This is a genomic window from Treponema brennaborense DSM 12168 (genome assembly GCF_000212415.1).
Taxonomy (GTDB): domain Bacteria; phylum Spirochaetota; class Spirochaetia; order Treponematales; family Treponemataceae; genus Treponema_F; species Treponema_F brennaborense.
Genome location: NC_015500.1, coordinates 2,750,702 through 2,768,373, shown reverse-complemented (window position 1 = coordinate 2,768,373; position 17,672 = coordinate 2,750,702). Strand labels below are relative to the sequence as shown.

Genomic DNA, 17,672 nt, shown 5'->3' with positions numbered 1-17,672 from the left:
CTTTACCCGTACGGTTATTTGTTCAAGTTCGCTTTCAGTTTCGCGCTGTCAGTTTTAAGCTGTGCGATCCACTGATCGACCGTTTTTGATCCGTTCATAACGCTGTCCATGGTAAAGCAGTACGTCTGTTTCCAGTTTACGCCTTCCGCGGACGACGCGGCAAAGCTGCCGACCAGCACTTTCGCGCTGCCGTCGTAATATCCTTTGTAACCGGCAACCGCACCGGGGTTCATGCCCTGTGCGACGGCGATCGTATCGTAACCTTTGGCGGGAACGAACGCTCCGTTACCGTATTTGGCAATGCGGGAAAGGCCGTCTTTGCTGTATACGTACAGGATGAACTGTTCCGCCAATTCGGGAACTTTGGTGTTGTTGCTGATGTAGATCTGTTCGGCGTTAACCGTACCGTAGCGTTCGCCGCCTTTTGCAAAGGCAAGGAAAGGTGCGGAACCCCAGTTAAAACCGGTGGGCGTCGTGTCGGCCATTTCGCCTTTTACCCAGTCGCCGTTCGTCATGAACAGTGCGCGTCCGTCGATAACGGCCTGCTGGTTGTCTTTAAATCCGGTGCCGTTCGCGTTGCCGACCGTCGTGGGCAGCAGATAGGGGCGCAGTTTGCCGAGGTTTTCAAACACTGCTTTTACGTCTGCGCGTTCCCAAACCGGCTCGTAATTGAAAGCCTGTTTTACCACAGCTTCACCGGCGCTCGCCGCGATAGAGGCGGGAACCATCGTGTCGAGGTAGCCCGCGGTCGGGTACGTGAACAGATACGGTGCTTTCGGATTGGAAGCGCGTTCGGCGTTCAGCATTTCGCCGAGTGCCAAAAATTCTTCCCAAGTGGCGGGCATTTCATATTTACCGTTTTTCTTGACGCCTTCTTTTCCGTCGCCGTCGTTGTCGTAGAACAGGTCGGCGTTAAAGAACAGACCGTTGCTAGAGAAAAACAGCGGAAGCATGTAGTTGGTGCTGTCGCCGGCATAGGGATTGGTCACGCCGTTGCCCATAATGGAGGACAGCACGCGATCTTTCAGTTTTACGTTTTCATTGTATACGTTTCTGTCGAGTAATGCGGTCAAGTCGCGGAGCGCGCGGCTTGAAATCATCATTTCGGTCAGCTGGGCTTCGCGTCCGGTTGCCAAATACAATACGTCGGGGCCTGCGCCCGCCATGATCTGGGGATTGATTGTGTCTTCAACTTTCGCTTCGATCGTAAGCTGAACTTCCGTTCCGGGATAGGCCGCTTCAAAACCTTTTTTCAGTTCCTGCCAGTACGCGTCGCCGTACGCGCCTTTGAGACCCGCAACTTTAAGTACTTGCTTGTTGCCGTCTTTGCCGCCGCCGGCGTACAGTCCGGTTAAAGCCAGAGCCGCACAGAGAACTGCCGCTAATTGCTTTTTCATAGATTCCTCCTAATGAAATGATAAGTTAATTCACGCTGATTTCCGATGAACTTACTCACAGTTATCATCATACGAGTGAAAATCCGGGTTTACAATCAATAAATTGCCAAGTTTTTTTTAAATATTGCTTTTTTTGTAAAATATTGTATACTCATCGTATGAGCAATTCCCGATACGGAAGTACGGAGCAGGCGGGAATAACGCTGCCCGTGTTCCAATATATTTCAAGATCCAAGTTCGAGCACGACTGGCAGTCTACGCTGCATTCCCATCCGTTTACGGAATTCGCGTTTATCGAAAGCGGCGAAGGATCCGTAATTATCGAAGACCGCACGTATCCGGTAACGTCGGGCGAGCTGGTCGTCATTTTGCCGAACTGCAAACACACCGAACTGTCTTCCGCCGACAACGCGCTGGGGTACTATTTTCTGGGTGTCAAAAACATCCAATTCGACGCCGGCCGGCCGGCCGGAGAATCGAAGCCGCTCGTGCCGGAGTACGGTGTGCGTCCGCAGGAATTGGCACAGGGAACGCCGTCCGGGCAGTTCGGCGTAAAATCGGCTGGTGCCGAACGGTTGGCACCGGTGCTGCCGCTCGGCAGTCAAAGTATAAAAATCCGCAATCTGTTTTCGGATATTTTTCACGAAGTGCAGGTCAAGCAGAAAGGGTACGAACTGCAAGTGCAAAGTCTGCTGCTGCAGCTGTCGGTTTTTCTTATCTGGCGGACGGAATGGCTGCCGTCGTTCACCGATCCCGAATCGGCCTCGGAAGGCAACAGCCGCACCTGCGCCATTATAAAAGATTATATCGACAATCATTATGCGGATAAACTTTCGGTGGAATTTCTTGCCGATAAAGCCGGGTTGAGCAAATATCATTTTATCAGGGAATTTTCCCGTTATGCGGGAATGCCGCCCGTTTCGTACCAGCTCAAACGGCGGGTTGAAGAATCAAAATACCTGCTGACGTCCACGGAACTGAGCATCGTCGACGTCGCGTTTTCGGTCGGATTTTCTTCCACAAGTCATTTTTCCCAGCGATTCAAACAGATAGAAGGCTGCGCGCCGCTGCAGTACCGTAAGCGTTCGGCCGCAAAACTCCGTTAAAAACCGTTTTACGTTCCGCCTGCGCTCCGGCTTCCGCAAAATTCTCTTGACTTTTGATATGGCCCGTGTTTTAATCGGAACCATGAAAGAAATCACAGACATATCTTCAGTCATTTCGCAATTTGCGATATACGGCGATTTCGTTTCCTGCAAACCGGTGGGAAACGGTCACATCAACAATACGTACCGTTCTACGTTCAATCAGGCGGGAGCGGCCGTGCGCTACACGCACCAGCGTATAAACAAGCAGGTGTTTAAAAATCCCGCCGCCGTGGTTGAAAACATCTCCGCGGTTACCGATTTTTTGCGCGGCACGTACGCAGCGGACGGGCTCGACGACATTTCACGGCGGACGCTGACGCTCGTTCCGTGTAAAAACGGCAAGTTGTTTTATCTGGATGAAAACGGCGATTACTGGCGGACGTATTTATTCGTCGAAAACGTAAAAACGTTTGAAATCCTCGACAGCGCGGAACTTGCCGTCCGGCTCGGAAAAGCCGTCGGCGATTTTCAGAATCGGCTTTCGGCCTACGACGGCAAAAAATTGAACGATACGATTCCCCGTTTTCACGATATGCGCCTGCGCTACGCGCAGCTCGACGAAGCGCTCGCGAATGACGTGAAAAAACGCGCCGCCGGGATTGCGTCGGAACTGGCGTTTTTGGCGGAAAACCGTGAACGCGGCATGGTGCTGTCGGACGGACTCGCTTCCGGTAAACTGCGCGAAGGCATTACGCATAACGACACGAAGCTGAACAATATCCTGTTTGATGAAAAAACGGGCGACGCGCTGTGCGTCATCGACCTGGACACGGTGATGCCCGGAACCGTGCTGTTCGATACGGGCGATCTTATCAGAACCGCAACGAATACCGCCGCGGAAGACGAAAAGGACGTGTCGAAAGTTTCGTTTAACATCGGGCTTTTCAAATCGATCATTGCCGGTTACATGAGCGAAGCTTCCGCGTTCCTTTCTCCGTACGAAAAAAGTCTGCTTGCCGAATCGGGCCGAGTGATCACGCAGATTATGGCCGTCCGCATGATCACCGATTATCTGAACGGCGACGTGTATTATCACACGGACTATCCCGAACACAATCTGGTACGCGCGCGGACGCAGATTGCGCTCATCCGGTCGATGGACGCGCAGTGGGACACCGTGCAGGCGTTCGTAAACGGATTGTAGGATTTATCGTAGGCGGCCGGTACGAAAGCGCCGGTCTGCCGAATGCGCCGCCTGCCGCTGAAAGCGCCGGTCTGCCGCCAAATGCGCCGCGTTCCGCCGGTACGCGTTTCCTGTCGCCGCTATTTTTTCATCGTCGTCAGATTTTTGACCCAGCGTTCTTTTTTGAGCCACACGGAGCATATCGCCATTTTGACGAAGTCGCTTATCTTAATCACCGCGTACATCGCGACGGGGCCGAGCGGCGTCAGATAGGTGAGCGCGAACATTCCCGGAACGACGATCAGACCGTTCACCGAAACGTCCACGATGACGCCCATCGTGGTGTCTCCGCCGGTACGCGATATGGCGAATTGTCCGTTCACGAACGCCCAGATCGGCATGTACGCCGCGTTAACCAGCACCAGTCCTCGTGTGATCGTCTGCGCGGCGGCGCTGAGGTTTCCGTAAACAACCGGAATGAGCAGCACCGTCATGCAGCCGAGAACGGCGGAACCGACGCCGAACATGGCGGCTCCCGACAACAGCCAGTTTTTCTGAACGCGCGCTTCTTCCAGTTTGTTCGCCCCGAGCGTTCCGCCGAGTATGACGCCGGTTACCGTAAAAATACCGCTGAAGCAGACGAAGAATAGGTTTGCGATTGCAAATCCGGCCGCCATGCCGGATACGACGTCGGCGCCGCCGCGGCTGTTGTACAAGGCCGTCGTAATCGTTTCCGAAAGTACCCACATCATTTCCGATATGAGAATGAGCGCCGATTTGCGCAGAATGGTAAAAAAGAGCGCGGCTTTTATCCGGATCAATTGCCGCATGCGAGAAAAGAACGGCGGACGGACTTTTCTGATAAAAACGACGAACGCCGTTATTTCCGTCACGCGGGCGATTATCGTCGCGATCGCGGCTCCTTCCACTTCCAGCCGCGGTGCGCCGAGGTTTCCGTATATGAATATCCAGTTGAAAAACGTGTTCACCGCCGTCGCCGCAACGGAAATGACGAGCGGCGGGCGCACTTTGCCTATTTCGCGCAGAGAAGATCCGATCGCAATCGCAAGCACGGCCGGAATCCACGAAAACGCCAGAACGCGCATATATTTTACGCCTTCTTCAATAATCGGCGCGCTTTCGCTGTTTCCGTGCACCATCAGCGCCAGAAACGGCCGCGGACAGAAGAAACTGATCGCCGTGTACGCGATTCCCGCGACGGTGCACATCAGTATCTTGAACCGGAACGTCTGCTGCATCCCGTCGGGGTCTTTAGCGCCGTTGTACTGCGACATGAAAATTCCGCCCGACGAGCAAATCGTATTGATGAATACCAGAAAAACGAAATTTATCTGTCCGGCGATGTTCACTCCGGACATTTTGATGTCTCCCAGCCCGGCGACCATAAAATTGTCGATCAGGGAAACCATATTTTGAATGAGCAGCTGCGCCATGACCGGCAGCGCGATTGCCAGCGCCTGTTTGTAAAAAGAAGCAGGTCCGATAAGAGATTTGCGCGCACTGAGTAAAGTTTTCATCTAGGCAGGATACGATTTTATACTGAAAGAGTAAAGTGGTTTATTAAACGGAGATTCGGCTGACGTCTCTGCCGTTTTTTCGGTTCGTTCGCATAGCGGACGCAGAAAATTCGTGCGTTACGGGAGGTTTGGGTACCGCCGTGAACGTTTGCGCATGGATATTCGCAATTGACAAGGTCTGCGTAAGGTATTATTATTTTTTCCAGAATATCTATTTTAAGGAGATACCGTGAAAAAGATTGTTACGTTAGCTTTGATGCTCGCACTTGCATCAGGGGTTGCTCTTTCGGCTCAGAATTACGATGTGTACAACAAGCTCGGTAGTGAAGGTCTCTTTATGACCAACAACAACAGCAGTGGTTTCGGAGGATTGTATAATACCGTCTCCGGTTTGATTCATTACAGTATGTTCAGCGTGCAGGCGCAGTACCGTCTGTCGTTGGAAGATCAGGTCAATTTCAAGAATTATTCACTGAACGGTACGATGGAAAAGGCGAACGTCTGGTTCCGTCCGGTAAAAGGGCTTGAAGTCGCCGTTGGAAACAAATTCTATCAAACGCTGCCCGGTGCGTTCCTGCAAGTATACGACGATTATACGCTGAACGGCTGGTACGGTGAAAAATATGTCGGTGCGACGTTTACGTACGCGCCCGTTACCGCCGGATTGAATATTCCCAAAATGACTTTGGGTGATAATTTTTCCATGAAAATCAACTTCGGTTTAAACGTTGCGATTGCAAAGAATTTCAATATCGGCGCCGCGTACAAAATGGAAAAGGAATCGATCGGCGTGTTCTTCAATTACGGTGGAGTCAAAAACTTCTATTTGGGCGGCGGCTATACGTTCAACGGAGAGTCGCTCGTTTCCGATATCTTGAAAAAATCATTCGATGATGCGCACGTTTTTGCTTTCACGCTGCTGTATTCACCGGCCAAGTTCTCTTTCGGTGCTGATGCGGAACTTTCCATTACGAATAAAAAAGGAACGCCGCTCTATGCGGGCGCCATGTTCGCAATGAATTTGACGAAAGCGGTTGCATTTAAAGTCGACGCGAAGTATTTCGCATCGTTCGGCGATGCGGGAAGCGACAATAACCCGTACTCGCTTACCGTTCATCCGCGCGTTATCTTCGTTACCGGCCGCCATCAGCTGATCGGCGGTGCGAAACTCGCTTTCAACGACAGCACGGGATCGTCGAACTCGAAAACGGACTTTACGTTTGCGATTCCCGTATCGTGGAAATATACTTTTAAATAAACCGTTTTATTTTTGCTGATATGATGCAGACCGGCAGGCGCGTTCCGCTTTTTGCCGGTCTTTTCATTTATTGCCCGATTTAGCGCTGGTAAAATTTACGGTTCTGTCGTATAATAGATACATGGAATTCATGCAGAATATACTGGAATATTATGATGAATTATTTCCTGTTGCTCCAGTACAAAAAGAATTTTACCTTCAGTTGTTGCAAACGTTTCAGACGCCTCCCAAATTGCTGAGTATCTATTGCGGTTCCGGTTCCTTTGAACAGGTGCTTGCCAGATCCGGCTACGACGTTACGGGTATCGACACGTCTCCGGTTCTGCTGGAATCGGCAAACCGCAAGCGGCGGATGCCGGGAACGTCGATTCGTTTTTTCCAGATGTCGACGCTTGAAATGACTCGTTTTTTGGGAAAAAGTTTTTATTCGGTTATTTCCTGTTTAAACGGCAGAGCCGCGTTCATTCACGATACGACTCTGCTGCGTAAATTTTTCTTTGATTGCCGGTCGCTGCTTACCCCGGGCGGTGCTTTGATTTTACAGCTTCCGAATTACGATTATTTTTCTGCTGAACCGTCGGTCGAATTACCGGCGGTCGAAAGTATCCGTTCAAAATTGCATACCAGATTGGTAACTCAGGACGACGGTTCCAAATATATCGTTCAGCAAGTGGAAACCAGCAGCGGCAGATTGGTTACGATCGCCGACCGCGAACCGGTGTTCCCGCTGACTGAGTCCCGAATCCGCGAGTTCGCCGCGTCGGTCGGGTTTTCGCACGTAACTTGCTGGAGCGGGTTCGACAAGCAGCCGTTTGCGCCCGACCTCAGTCCGTTTCTGGTCTGCGAATTACGCTGACGGCGGGTTTCTGCTGACCCGATCCGTTTGCTGCAGCGTCGGCTGCTGCGGTTGCCTTTTTGTTGCTGCTGCGCCCGGTCCGTTTGCGCGCCGCCTGTTAATTGATTTTCCAGCGGCCGTCCTGCTGAACGAAGCGGGTTCCCGCTATTTCCAGCAGCCGGCCGTCTTCTCCGGACATTTTGACCAACCCGTTCAGCGGATTTACTTCGGATACCCGAAAATTCGTTCCGTCGTAGAAAATGCGCAGCCCTTCGTTCGGCAGTTTTTTACGCGCTTCGGTGTACCAGTCGTATTCGTACGACAGGCAGCACAGGAGCCGTCCGCATTGGCCTGAAATTTTCATCGAATTAAGCGATAAGTTTTGGTCTTTTGCCATTCTGATTGAAACCGGCCGCAGTTTGTCGGAAACCGCGTGGCAGCAGTACGGTCTGCCGCACACGCCCAGCCCGCCGGTAATGCGCGATTCGTCGCGTACGCCGATTTGGCGCAGTTCAATGCGCATCTTGAAAACGGAAACCAAGTCTTTTACCAGTTCCCTGAAGTCGACGCGTTTTTCCGCACTGAAGAAAAACAGGATTTTCTGTTCTTCAAGCAGATAATGCGTTGCAATCAGTTTCATATCGAGTTTATGATTGAGAACCTTTTCCTGAAATATTTTGAAAGCCTGTTTTTCTTTTTCTTTCAGTTCTTCCGCGCGCGCCAAATCGGCGGCGTTCGTTTTACGATCGACCGTGATGATGTCGGACGTCCGTATGCCGATCGGATGGGAAACTTTTCCCAATACCCGTGCCAGATCTTTGCCGTAACGGGTCGGAATGATAACGTATTCGCCGTTTTCGAGCGTCATACCGTCGGGAACCGCGGCGTACACGCCTTCGCACGAATATTCCAATTTCAGCCGGTACAGCGGCTCCGGATATATGAGGTTTTCAGTTCCGTCGGAAGTTTCTTCGACGACATCCGTATCTTCCAGCGCCGCAAGGTCTTCGCCGGAAAGGTTTTCTATATCGTTTTCAAATAATTCGCTCATGTGTGTTCCTTTTGCCCGGTAGCTTATGTGATCAAGTCTACCAGAATTCCATTAATTTCATCAATTCCCGCAAGAATACGCAGCGTTTCGGAATGGTTCAATAAAATTTCGGCGGCAAGCGTATCCAGCTTTTGATCGATTACCTGTATCAGATAAAATTTATTCGTATTGAATTTTCTGTTCGGGCGCCGCCGTTTGTGAATTTCGATGTCGTAATTCGACCGGACGATGAATTTCATAAAGTGGCTGACCGCCTGCCGGTATTCGGTAAAAGAATCGGTGCTCAATTCCGCCTTTACCCGATCGGCGGCAATGTCGGCCCGGTCTTTCAAGTAAACGAACGCTTCTTCAAAATCCATTTCCGCGATTTCCGGCGGAAACCCCGCTTCGGCTAACGCGAGTTCTGATTCCTGCCGTTCGATCATGTTTGAAAAACGGCTTTTTTTTGCGCTTACCGTTTTTCTGTTCGCCGTACCCGCGTTTGCACCGGCGGCAGTTTGTGCCGCGGCGGTCGCCGAAAAGTAAAGGGACGACTGCAGCGGATCAATATTCGGCATTCGCGGCAGTCTCCCTCTGCATCAGCGGATTTACCCGCAGCGCCGTAATGTCCAGCCAGCGGCGTTCCGCCGTTTCATATTCGTTCTGATCTGCCAGGGAAATGCAGTGCCCGTGAAAAACGACGTTGTCGGCAATTTCCAGCCGTTTGGTCGCGATGTCGCCGATGACCGCCGCCGTTTCAAACAACTGAATCCGTTCCGGCGCGGTAACGTTGCCTTCCACGATGCCGCCGATAATCGCCGACTTTGCCGTAATATTGCCTTTTACCCGCGCTTTTTCGCCGATAATGACTTTACCCGTCGTTTCAAGATTCCCGGCGATGTCGCCGTCTATGCGGATAAATCCCGAAATACGCATATCGCCGGCCACTGCGGAACCCGCTCCGATAAACGTATTGATGGAAATATCGTCATTCTGAAAAGCCATTCAAGCTCCGTTAATTCTTTAATTTTACGTTGATATACTTGGCCGGATCCACGACGTCCGAACCGATGTGCACTTCGTAGTGAAGGTGCGGCCCGGTCGTAATACCGGTGTTTCCGATGGTTCCGATAACTTCGCCCTGCGACACGAATTGCCCTTTTTTTACTCTGAACGTATCCATGTGCGCGTATCGGGTGTAAATGCCGTGCTTATGTTTGATGATGATATAATTGCCGAACCCGCTGTCGTATCCGACGGTTACGACCTGGCCGTTCGCCGTAGCGACGATCGGGTCGCCTTTCCGCCAAGTGGAAAAGTCGAGTCCTTTGTGGATATACCACTGACCGGTGATCGGGTGTTCGTTCTGTCCGAATTCCATGGAAATATGACCGATACCGTTTTTGAGCGGCCAGATATTCGGAATATCGGAAAACAGCGTTCCCTGCGATTCGAGCATTTTACCGATCTGCTCTATCGGCTGAATGGCGCCTTCAAGATACGACGTGAGCTGGCGGATGTCGGCGGCTTCACGAACCGTACCGGACGCCAAATCGTTCGCCGCGAACAGCGACGACAGATCGCTGTTCTGCATTGATGCTTTTGCCGCCGTACCGGATTGGTTTATGCCGAGCAGTGAGAGCGACTGTGACAGCGACGACTGAAACCGTTTCGCAGTCTGCAGCAGATTGTTGTTTTCGTCCCGCAGTTCGTCGAGCGACGCAAGCGTTTTCCGGTTTTCGGTCTGCAGCCGTGCGATTTCGGTACCGGAACCGATAGCCTGTTTGTTAAAATAGAAAAAAGTAGAAACGATGCCGACGACGAGCAGAAAGCCGAACGTCAGTGCGAATATATTTGTCTGAAAGTTAAGCGGTTTTGCCTGGGAATGCGGAACGATCATGATCGTCAATTTACGGTCGAAAATCTTAAACACGGATGCAAAAAATCGACCGATACGGCGAAAGCCCCTGCCGAAAAAGCGGAGTATGGAAAACGCCATATTTTTTTCAAGCTTTTTATATTGTCTTGTCCGAGCCAAAATCAAATCTCCATAACTAAGTAGGTAATTATATCATACCACATCGAGGGGTGTCAAACAAAATGTCCTTTCGGCGTGAAAATTTTACTGCGTTCAGGCGTTGACGATTCCCGATTCCTGTGTTATCTTTATCGGTAGGAAATGTGTTGAACTTTACGTACAACCGGTGAAACCGTCCGGGTTGCGGCGGCTGTGCGTAACACAATAGTCTATTTTAGGGAGCTTCGCTCTCTTGGGTACGGCGTTTTGAGGCGCGGTACTCTGAATCACTTTTTTTGGAAGAAAGCCATGCAGTTTTTTGATACTCACGCCCATATCGGGCTTATCTATGATGATCCTATTGAACAACTCCGCGTAATACAGGAAGCCAAGCAGGCGCAGGTTACCCGTATCGTCAGCATCTGCAACAGTTTACATGACTTCGCCTCCGTGTATGAAACGCTGAAAAGCGTGCCCGGCGTATATCATGCGGTCGGCGTCGCTCCGTCGGAAGTCAATACGCCCGGCAAGAACTGGGTTCAGACGATAGAGGCGGGCTTGAAACTGCCGAACGTCGTTGCGCTCGGCGAGACGGGCTTGGATTATTTCCGCAAATTCGGCGACAAACGTTCCCAAATCGAATTGTTCATTACGCAGCTCGAATTGGCCGAAAAGGCGAACGTGCCGGTTATCGTGCACAATCGCGACGCGGGCAAGGATATTTTCGATATTTTGTCGGAACGCTGCCCGACTGCGGGCGCCGTTCTGCACTGCTATTCGGAAGACGCCGCGTTTGCGAAGAAGGCGCTCGATCTGAACGTGTATTTTTCGTTCGCGGGGAATTTGACGTATCGGAACGCGCGGAATTTGCACGAAACGGTTTTGAACGTGCCGATAGACCGGATTCTGATCGAATCGGAAAGTCCGTTTATGGTGCCGGCCGAATACCGCGGTAAACGCAACATGCCGTCTTTCACGCCGTCGACCGCGCGTTTCTTGGCCGAGTTGCTCGATATGGATTTGGAGGAATTGTCCGTGCAGTTGTGGAAAAACAGCTGTAAATTTTTCCGTTTGCCTGAATAACGACGGTGATGCTGTATCATCCCGTAACGATCGGCGGCGTCGTGCTGCCGGGTAATCTGTTTTTGGCTCCGGTGGCCGGTTATTCCGACCGCGCGTTTCGTTCCGTGTGCCGTGAAGGCGGCGCGGATTTTGCGTATACGGAGATGGTTTCTTCGGAGGCCTTGGTGCGCGGTTCCGATAAAACGGCGCTGCTTATGGCGCGCGCGCCGAACGAAACGCAGTACGCGATCCAACTGTTCGGCGGAGAGCCTGCGGTCATGGCCGCCGCCGTGCGCCTGATTTTGAACGGCGCTTCTGCGGAACGCGGCGATGCGGGTACTTTCGGCAGTGCAGACGCCTGCGGCGACGCGGCGGAACGCTCCTTTTCGGCGCGTCGGTTCGACGTTCCTGAAGTGATCGATATAAACGCCGGATGTCCGGTTCCGAAAATAACCAAAACCGGTGCCGGTTCGGCACTCACGCGCGATCCCGATCGTCTGTACAAAATAACTGAGGCCGCCGTGCGTGCTTCGGCGGAATGCGCCGTTGCCGCAAAAAATATCGCTGCCGATAATGCTGCTGCCGCGAAAAACGGCGATGAAGTAAAAAGCCTTGATGCCGAAGCGAAAAACGGTGCCGAAGCGAAAATCAGTGATGCTGAAGTAACAATCGCCGGGCCGGTTCCGATAACGGTGAAAATTCGAGCCGGCTGGGACGCTGACCATATTACGTGGAAAGAAGCTGCGTGCGCCGCGATTGAAGCCGGCGCTTCCGCGATCACCCTGCACGGGAGAACGCGCGCGCAAGGTTACGAAGGTGCGGCCGATTGGGACGCTCTTGCGGAATTGACTGCACTCGTTGCCGGCGAAACCGGCGGAAAAGTACCGGTGTTCGGCAGCGGAGACGTGTTTTCACCGGAAGCCGCCGCGCGGATGCTGGAACAGACCGGATGTGCGGGCGTAATGTTTGCCCGCGGGGCGATGGGAAATCCGTTCATTTTCATTCAAACTCGCCGTCTGCTGCAAACCGGTTCTTATGAAGAAATCCCCGTGTCCGTGCGTATGGAAGCGGGTCTGCGCGAATTGCGCTGCCTGATCGAAGACGCCGGTGAAGAGTCGGCGTGTCGCCAAATGCGCAAACGTTTCTGCGCCTATTCAAAAGGCGTTGCCGGCGGCGCGGCGCTTCGGGCCGGAATCGTTACGGCGGAAACGGAACGCGATTACGTCGCGCTGTTTCGCGCTGCGGGGGTTCTGTAGCAGCCGTACTGCGGCGGCGGCCGGGAATATCATATGACGAAATCCGTATCTTTTCCGCTGATCAGTGTTCTCGTTCCCGTTTACGGTACGGAAACGTATCTTGCAAACTGCCTTGAAAGTATTTTTGCCCAAGACTATCCGAATCTGGAGATCATCGTTACCGACGACGCCAGTCCCCGCCCCGGCAGCGGCGCGCCGGATTGCCGTTCAATCGTGCGGAACGTGCAGGCTGCACAGCGGAGAAGCGCCGTCCGGCTGCAGTATACGTTTCACCGCCGGAACCTCGGGCTTGTGGAGGCTCGGCGTACCGGATTCTTTGCGTCCCGCGGCGCGTACGTGCTTATCGTCGACAGCGACGACACACTCGTTCCCGGAGCGGTTTCTGCGCTGTACGCGGGGGCGGTTTCGAGCGGCGCGGATATCGTGCACGGCAGGGCCGCAGTAACGGACGGCGCGGAATCGGCAGCCGACGGTGCTGCTGTTAACGACGGCATTGCTGTTGGTAACGGTGCTGCGGCGGCTGATAACGTTGCGGCGGCCGATGAAAAGCTCCGCCGGATATTGACCGAGCGCGCGCGGCACGTGCACGACGGACTGCTCGACGGAGAAGCGGTGTTCAACGGTTTTTTATGCGAACGCAATCACGCGGGAATGCTGTGGGCAAAATTGTATCGCCGGGAATTGTGGGAGCGGGCGTTCGAGCGGATTCCGGCAGTTGAGTGCACTATGGGCGAAGACAGTTTACTGTATTTTTTCTTGAGCAGATATGCCCGCCGGTACGCGGGTATCACCGATACGGTGTATCGGTACCGGATGGAAATCGGCGTCAGCAAACACTCCGCCGTAACCGATATGGCGGAATGGACGCGCGTCTGTTCCGCCGCTTCCGTTTTTACCGTTTTGTTTTCTTATATGGAAAACGAGCCGGTTACGGACGTCCAGCGTGCGGCGGTTCAGCGTAACTGCCGCAGTTTTCTTGCCAAAACCATCGTTCGGCTGCGGACGTGCGTTCCCGCCTCCCTGCAGACGCACGCGCATGATATACTGTGCGATTATTGGGGGCGGGATTTCGTTTCACGTATGGAGGCTGCCGTAGCGGCGAAGCCTTCGTCTTTCGACTTTATTTAATGGTAACCGTAACGGTCAGCGTCGTCTGCGTATCTCCGGTAGCGGCGGGGCTTTCGACGGCAACTGTGGGTGCGGCAGTCGTGACGCCGGGTGTTACGCTTTCTTTTGCCGCGAGCGTAACCGTCGCGGTCTTTGCTGCCGTTGCCGCTTGAGCGGCCGCTGCCTGCGGACCGGTTACCGTTCCGTCAGCCGCACAGACGGCCGTTTGTCCTTTTTTTACGGCCACATCGCGCGGCGATTCTGCCGGACTGAACGCCCAGGTACCGCTCGTCGCTTTCAGGGAGCCGTCGGCACCGAAGGTTCCGGACGTTCCGCGTACGGATGCGGTCGCAACGGGACTTCGCGCCTGAAAATTGACTTTTCTGCCGGCAACGGGTTTTACGTCTATATTCAGTTTTCCCGACGATACGTACATGGCGCTGTCGTAATCGCCGTCGTTTTCCGCAATTTTTTCTATCGCGATGCGGCTCAGCGGTTCCACGGTAAAGCGGGAAGCGCCTATTTTGAGTACGGCGGAAGATTTGAATCCGGTGGAAATTACCGTACCTTGCGGGAGCACGTCTCCCGCGGCAACCGCAGTCCACACGCCGTCTTTATCGTATTCGACTTTGCCGGTAAACGAGACGACTTCCGCCTGCTGACTCCAGAGCGCCCCCGAAACGAATAATACGGCGGCGCAAAGCAGTAGTAACCGTTTGTTCATATGCTTCTCCTATAACGCGATAAGCGCGTTGATCGATATTTTTCCGTATCCGTCCTGTTCGCCGGACGGAAATAAGTAGCCGGCGGAGGCGCCGAGCTGTACGTCGCTCACTATCTGCCACCGGGTTCCGCCGTCGAGCTGGAATCCCCGATAATCCATTGAACTGGTCGTGAACAGCGCGTGCGCGTTTGCCAGTACGAGTATCGCTTTTATGTTCAACGAACCGGAAACCCCGAATTTCGTTATATTCGTGCACGGATCGTCTGAAACGGACACGCTGTATTTCGTTATCGTGTCAAAGTTTTTCGATGCGGATTCTCCGCGCAGCGCAATTTTCGCCGCGAGCACGGGCGGATAATACGCCAGTTCCGCGCTGCCGTACAGGCCTGCGTACGGAGAACTCGTATCGCCGAACAGCATTTCACCCGTTGCGGAGGCCGTATAGAACAGATTTGCGCTGAGCGGACCGTTTACGCTCAGCGTCGCGTATATCCGCTGATAATCTATTTTGCGTATACCGCAGTATCCTTGTATGCCGACGGAGAGCGTCTGATTTGCGAACAATTCCGGAAACGAAACGCTCGCCATACCGGAAACGAGTGGTACGGACAGCGCGTAGACGGCCGTATTTTCAATCGGTTCGGCCGGAACGGGAATCATCGTCGTGTTTCGACTGTTGATGAGCCCCGTGTAATTTGCCGCCGCCGTAACTGACAGCAGATAATTGCGGTACGCTGCGGCGACGCCGTCGGCGGGCTGATTGAACACGATTCCGCTTACGTCCGATACGGAAAAACGTCCGGCCGACACGTTCAGGTTGCCGCCGCCGATTTTCGCGGCGTAACCCAGTTTGAACAGCGACAGATCCGCCGTATGCGCGATTTGCCCGTCGGTACCGTATTCCATACCGTAGCAGGCTTCGGCGGACAGTACCAGATTGCCGTTTTTCGTGAGCGGCGTCCGCATCCAGCCCGAGCCGTCGAACCGGAACAATTTTTTATTGAAATCGGTTCCCGAAAATTCTCCGTAGCCGCGCAGCAGTGCGCCTCCATCTACGGAAAAGGCGGCCGCGACCGTGCACACGCACAGTGCGATTGCTATAATACGTTTCATTTTTTTATCTCCGTTTCGGCAAGTTCCATGCAGGCGTACATGATGTTCATGGCCCGCAGCCCGTCCACGTGCAGCGACGGATCGTCGTCCGATTTCAGTATTCCGTTCGCCTGTAATTCCCTGAACGCGTAATGGGGCAGCCGGGTAAGAGAATACATCATACCGCCTTTGAGTTCCCATGCGTTCATGCAGAGAAATGCGAGGTGTTCCAGCGTTATCGGCGTCTGCCGTGCGCCGGCGTCGCCGAATACGGAAGGCAGAATTTTCCGATCGGCAAGATATTGCGCGGTTTGCTCAAGCGGCAGCGTTTCGTTCGTGCTGTCCAGCCACACGGCGGGGAAATAACTCGCCTGCGCGTACGTAACCGTTTTTGCGTCCAAAAATTCCGTCATTTTGTCGGCACTCTGCGCCGTGAACGGAAGTACGGCGGCGAAGCAGAGCAGAACCGTCATGTATAATCGTTTCATATATTCTCCTCCTCTGAAAACTTCATTCGGTATATCGGTGTACTTAAATGGAAAAGTTGAAGGAATCAATATATCTGTCAAACTCGACGTTTACCGGGATCCTCTCCAACGTAGCGAAAGAATCAAGATTTATTTCCACGATTGCGTTTTTCTGCTTGATACTTGCTTGATTGTTCTCCTCTTCTATGGTTACACCATCGTCGGCGATGACCAGTTTTTTCGGCCTGATTGCGGCGAACCGCATCGGCCCGTAAAACGCGTTTGCGGCTGTAGCAGGCCAGTAGCAGTCAATGGGGTTGCTTGAGGATGAAGATTCAATTTTTTGGGCGTTTGCTGTCCATCCGAGAATACCGTTCGAGCCGAACGATGTGTTCGGCTTCAAATCTGACGGGCTGAACTTGGCAACGCCGCCGCGGCTGTAATAACAATACGGATCAGAAAGTTCGCCTGTTTGGCTGATAAGCACGTACAGCACGCCGTCCTGCACCAGCAGGTCACTGATTTGTGTATCAACGTCAGCCCTTGTCTCCAGACCGAGCATGTTGGCGACGTCGGACGCTTCGGCTTTTTTGCCGTCCGTACCGTATGCGGCGATGGAGATCGTATTGGATTGGAAGGTATCGGAACCCGTGCTCCCAATGGTGTCGGAATCCGTACTGCCATCAGTACCGGCGGATTCGGTGCTGCTGTTGTATGCAACGTATACGATACCGTCCGCCGCCGCGATTGCCGTAAGTTCGACTGCGGCGGAATTGGCAATGACTGTCGGAATCGGTTCGTATTCTGATGTTTCCAACGCCGTTTTGCGCGGAGCGTAATACAGGGCGACAGGTGACGGATCGGACGTTTCTCTCCCGGTTGCTATATACAGATTGTCATTGTCGCAGGTAACGAACAAACTATGCGTGTTGGCTGTCAGGTCTGTAAGCGGCCGTGAAGCAGGTTCCGGATTATACGATGCATCCTTCTCCGAATACTCGTATTTTTTAAGGGTTATCGTTACTTCGCTCGACGTGTCACTTGATATCCGGTGTATGATATACAGATTCGCATCGTTGTCAAAACAAAACCCCATAAATTCACTCTCATTTTCGAATTTTACGGTGGGCTCTGTTGCTGTTGAGATTTTATCAGGCGTCTGCGTTGCGTACAATCCGTAAATTTGTGTGCTCGGTGCCTTGTTCCACAACACGTACGGGGTGCTGCGCTTTGCTTCGATTGGAACCACAACCGTATTTTGTCCCTTTCGGATCGTTACGGTGCTTGAGTTACCGTAGAAAAAAGAACGCTCGTCGCTCGTTTGTCCCGAGACGCGCACGCGGACGGAACTGCCGACGGGGATTCCCTCGAATCTGACGGCGGCTTGACTGCCGCTGACCGTAACGGTTTGTTCCGCACGGTAATCGCCTGTCAGCGATATTTGCAGATTCGCTCCGCTGAACACGGCTGCTCGCGTATCGGTTCCGGTTGCGTGCGTATCGAGTACGAGTGCAACGGAACCGGTTTCCGCGTCCTCGTTCGGTCTGAACAACGCGCTGCAGCTGCAGACGCACGCGCTCAGTACGGCGATTCCCATGAGTTTAAATAAGGTTTTCAT

The 17,672-nt window shown here is 53.0% G+C and carries 17 protein-coding genes; 7 read left to right on the top strand and 10 right to left on the bottom strand.

The window, feature by feature from the left end; all coding sequences use genetic code 11:
• Window positions 1–14: 14 nt before the first annotated feature.
• Window positions 15–1,397: a carbohydrate ABC transporter substrate-binding protein gene (locus TREBR_RS12130; protein WP_013759460.1), complete on the bottom strand. Its 1,383-nt coding sequence runs from the start codon at window positions 1,395–1,397 to the stop codon at window positions 15–17.
• A gap of 158 nt (window positions 1,398–1,555) precedes the next feature.
• On the opposite strand from TREBR_RS12130, the gene TREBR_RS13920 reads away from it, so the two are divergent.
• A complete protein-coding gene (locus TREBR_RS13920) occupies window positions 1,556–2,503 on the top strand; it encodes an AraC family transcriptional regulator (protein WP_013759459.1) in 948 nt (315 codons plus the stop codon).
• An 82-nt stretch (window positions 2,504–2,585) separates the two neighbouring features.
• Window positions 2,586–3,689 carry a phosphotransferase enzyme family protein gene (locus TREBR_RS12120; RefSeq protein WP_052296193.1) on the top strand — a complete coding sequence of 368 codons (1,104 nt, stop codon included), beginning with the start codon at window positions 2,586–2,588 and terminating at the stop codon, window positions 3,687–3,689.
• Between the two features lie 119 nt (window positions 3,690–3,808).
• Here the strand turns inward: TREBR_RS12120 and TREBR_RS12115 are convergent, their stop codons facing one another.
• Entirely contained in the window at window positions 3,809–5,206 is a 1,398-nt protein-coding gene (locus TREBR_RS12115; protein WP_013759457.1) for an MATE family efflux transporter, read from the bottom strand.
• Window positions 5,207–5,435: 229 nt separating this feature from the next.
• Here TREBR_RS12115 and TREBR_RS12110 point away from each other — a divergent pair, with 229 nt between their 5' ends.
• A complete protein-coding gene (locus TREBR_RS12110; RefSeq protein WP_013759456.1) occupies window positions 5,436–6,464 on the top strand; it encodes a hypothetical protein in 1,029 nt (342 codons plus the stop codon).
• A gap of 121 nt (window positions 6,465–6,585) precedes the next feature.
• Entirely contained in the window at window positions 6,586–7,320 is a 735-nt protein-coding gene (locus tag TREBR_RS12105; RefSeq protein ID WP_013759455.1) for a class I SAM-dependent methyltransferase, read from the top strand.
• A 97-nt stretch (window positions 7,321–7,417) separates the two neighbouring features.
• Here the strand turns inward: TREBR_RS12105 and ricT are convergent, their stop codons facing one another.
• Genes ricT through TREBR_RS12085 form a run of 4 tightly spaced genes read right to left on the bottom strand, consistent with a single transcriptional unit; the run spans window position 7,418 to window position 10,367 of the window.
• Window positions 7,418–8,350: a regulatory iron-sulfur-containing complex subunit RicT gene (ricT, locus tag TREBR_RS12100; RefSeq protein ID WP_013759454.1), complete on the bottom strand. Its 933-nt coding sequence runs from the start codon at window positions 8,348–8,350 to the stop codon at window positions 7,418–7,420.
• Window positions 8,351–8,373: 23 nt separating this feature from the next.
• A complete protein-coding gene (locus tag TREBR_RS12095; RefSeq protein ID WP_013759453.1) occupies window positions 8,374–8,907 on the bottom strand; it encodes a YaaR family protein in 534 nt (177 codons plus the stop codon).
• Complete coding sequence (locus TREBR_RS12090) at window positions 8,894–9,334, bottom strand: bactofilin family protein (RefSeq protein WP_013759452.1); 441 nt, start codon at window positions 9,332–9,334, stop codon at window positions 8,894–8,896. The genes TREBR_RS12095 and TREBR_RS12090 overlap by 14 nt, the downstream gene beginning before the upstream one ends.
• A 10-nt stretch (window positions 9,335–9,344) precedes the next feature.
• On the bottom strand, window positions 9,345–10,367 hold the full coding sequence (locus TREBR_RS12085; RefSeq protein WP_013759451.1) for a M23 family metallopeptidase: 1,023 nt from the start codon (window positions 10,365–10,367) through the stop codon (window positions 9,345–9,347).
• Window positions 10,368–10,655: 288 nt separating this feature from the next.
• On the opposite strand from TREBR_RS12085, the gene TREBR_RS12080 reads away from it, so the two are divergent.
• The 3 genes from TREBR_RS12080 to TREBR_RS12070 are packed head-to-tail and all read left to right on the top strand — an operon-like array spanning window position 10,656 to window position 13,792.
• Complete coding sequence (locus tag TREBR_RS12080) at window positions 10,656–11,429, top strand: TatD family hydrolase (protein ID WP_013759450.1); 774 nt, start codon at window positions 10,656–10,658, stop codon at window positions 11,427–11,429.
• Window positions 11,430–11,437: 8 nt separating this feature from the next.
• The gene (locus tag TREBR_RS12075) at window positions 11,438–12,664 is read left to right on the top strand and encodes a tRNA-dihydrouridine synthase (RefSeq protein WP_013759449.1); all 1,227 of its coding nucleotides are present in this window, start codon (window positions 11,438–11,440) and stop codon (window positions 12,662–12,664) included.
• A gap of 33 nt (window positions 12,665–12,697) precedes the next feature.
• Window positions 12,698–13,792 carry a glycosyltransferase family 2 protein gene (locus TREBR_RS12070; protein WP_013759448.1) on the top strand — a complete coding sequence of 365 codons (1,095 nt, stop codon included), beginning with the start codon at window positions 12,698–12,700 and terminating at the stop codon, window positions 13,790–13,792.
• Here TREBR_RS12070 and TREBR_RS13915 read toward each other — a convergent pair.
• Genes TREBR_RS13915 through TREBR_RS12050 form a run of 4 tightly spaced genes read right to left on the bottom strand, consistent with a single transcriptional unit; the run spans window position 13,785 to window position 17,672 of the window.
• Window positions 13,785–14,495: a FecR family protein gene (locus tag TREBR_RS13915; RefSeq protein WP_013759447.1), complete on the bottom strand. Its 711-nt coding sequence runs from the start codon at window positions 14,493–14,495 to the stop codon at window positions 13,785–13,787. The genes TREBR_RS12070 and TREBR_RS13915 overlap by 8 nt on opposite strands.
• Window positions 14,496–14,504: 9 nt before the next feature.
• Window positions 14,505–15,608, bottom strand: coding sequence for a hypothetical protein (locus TREBR_RS12060; protein ID WP_013759446.1), 1,104 nt, complete (start codon window positions 15,606–15,608; stop codon window positions 14,505–14,507).
• A complete protein-coding gene (locus TREBR_RS13910; RefSeq protein WP_013759445.1) occupies window positions 15,605–16,075 on the bottom strand; it encodes a hypothetical protein in 471 nt (156 codons plus the stop codon). The genes TREBR_RS12060 and TREBR_RS13910 overlap by 4 nt, the downstream gene beginning before the upstream one ends.
• 43 nt (window positions 16,076–16,118) lie before the next feature.
• Window positions 16,119–17,672, bottom strand: coding sequence for a hypothetical protein (locus tag TREBR_RS12050; protein ID WP_013759444.1), 1,554 nt, complete (start codon window positions 17,670–17,672; stop codon window positions 16,119–16,121).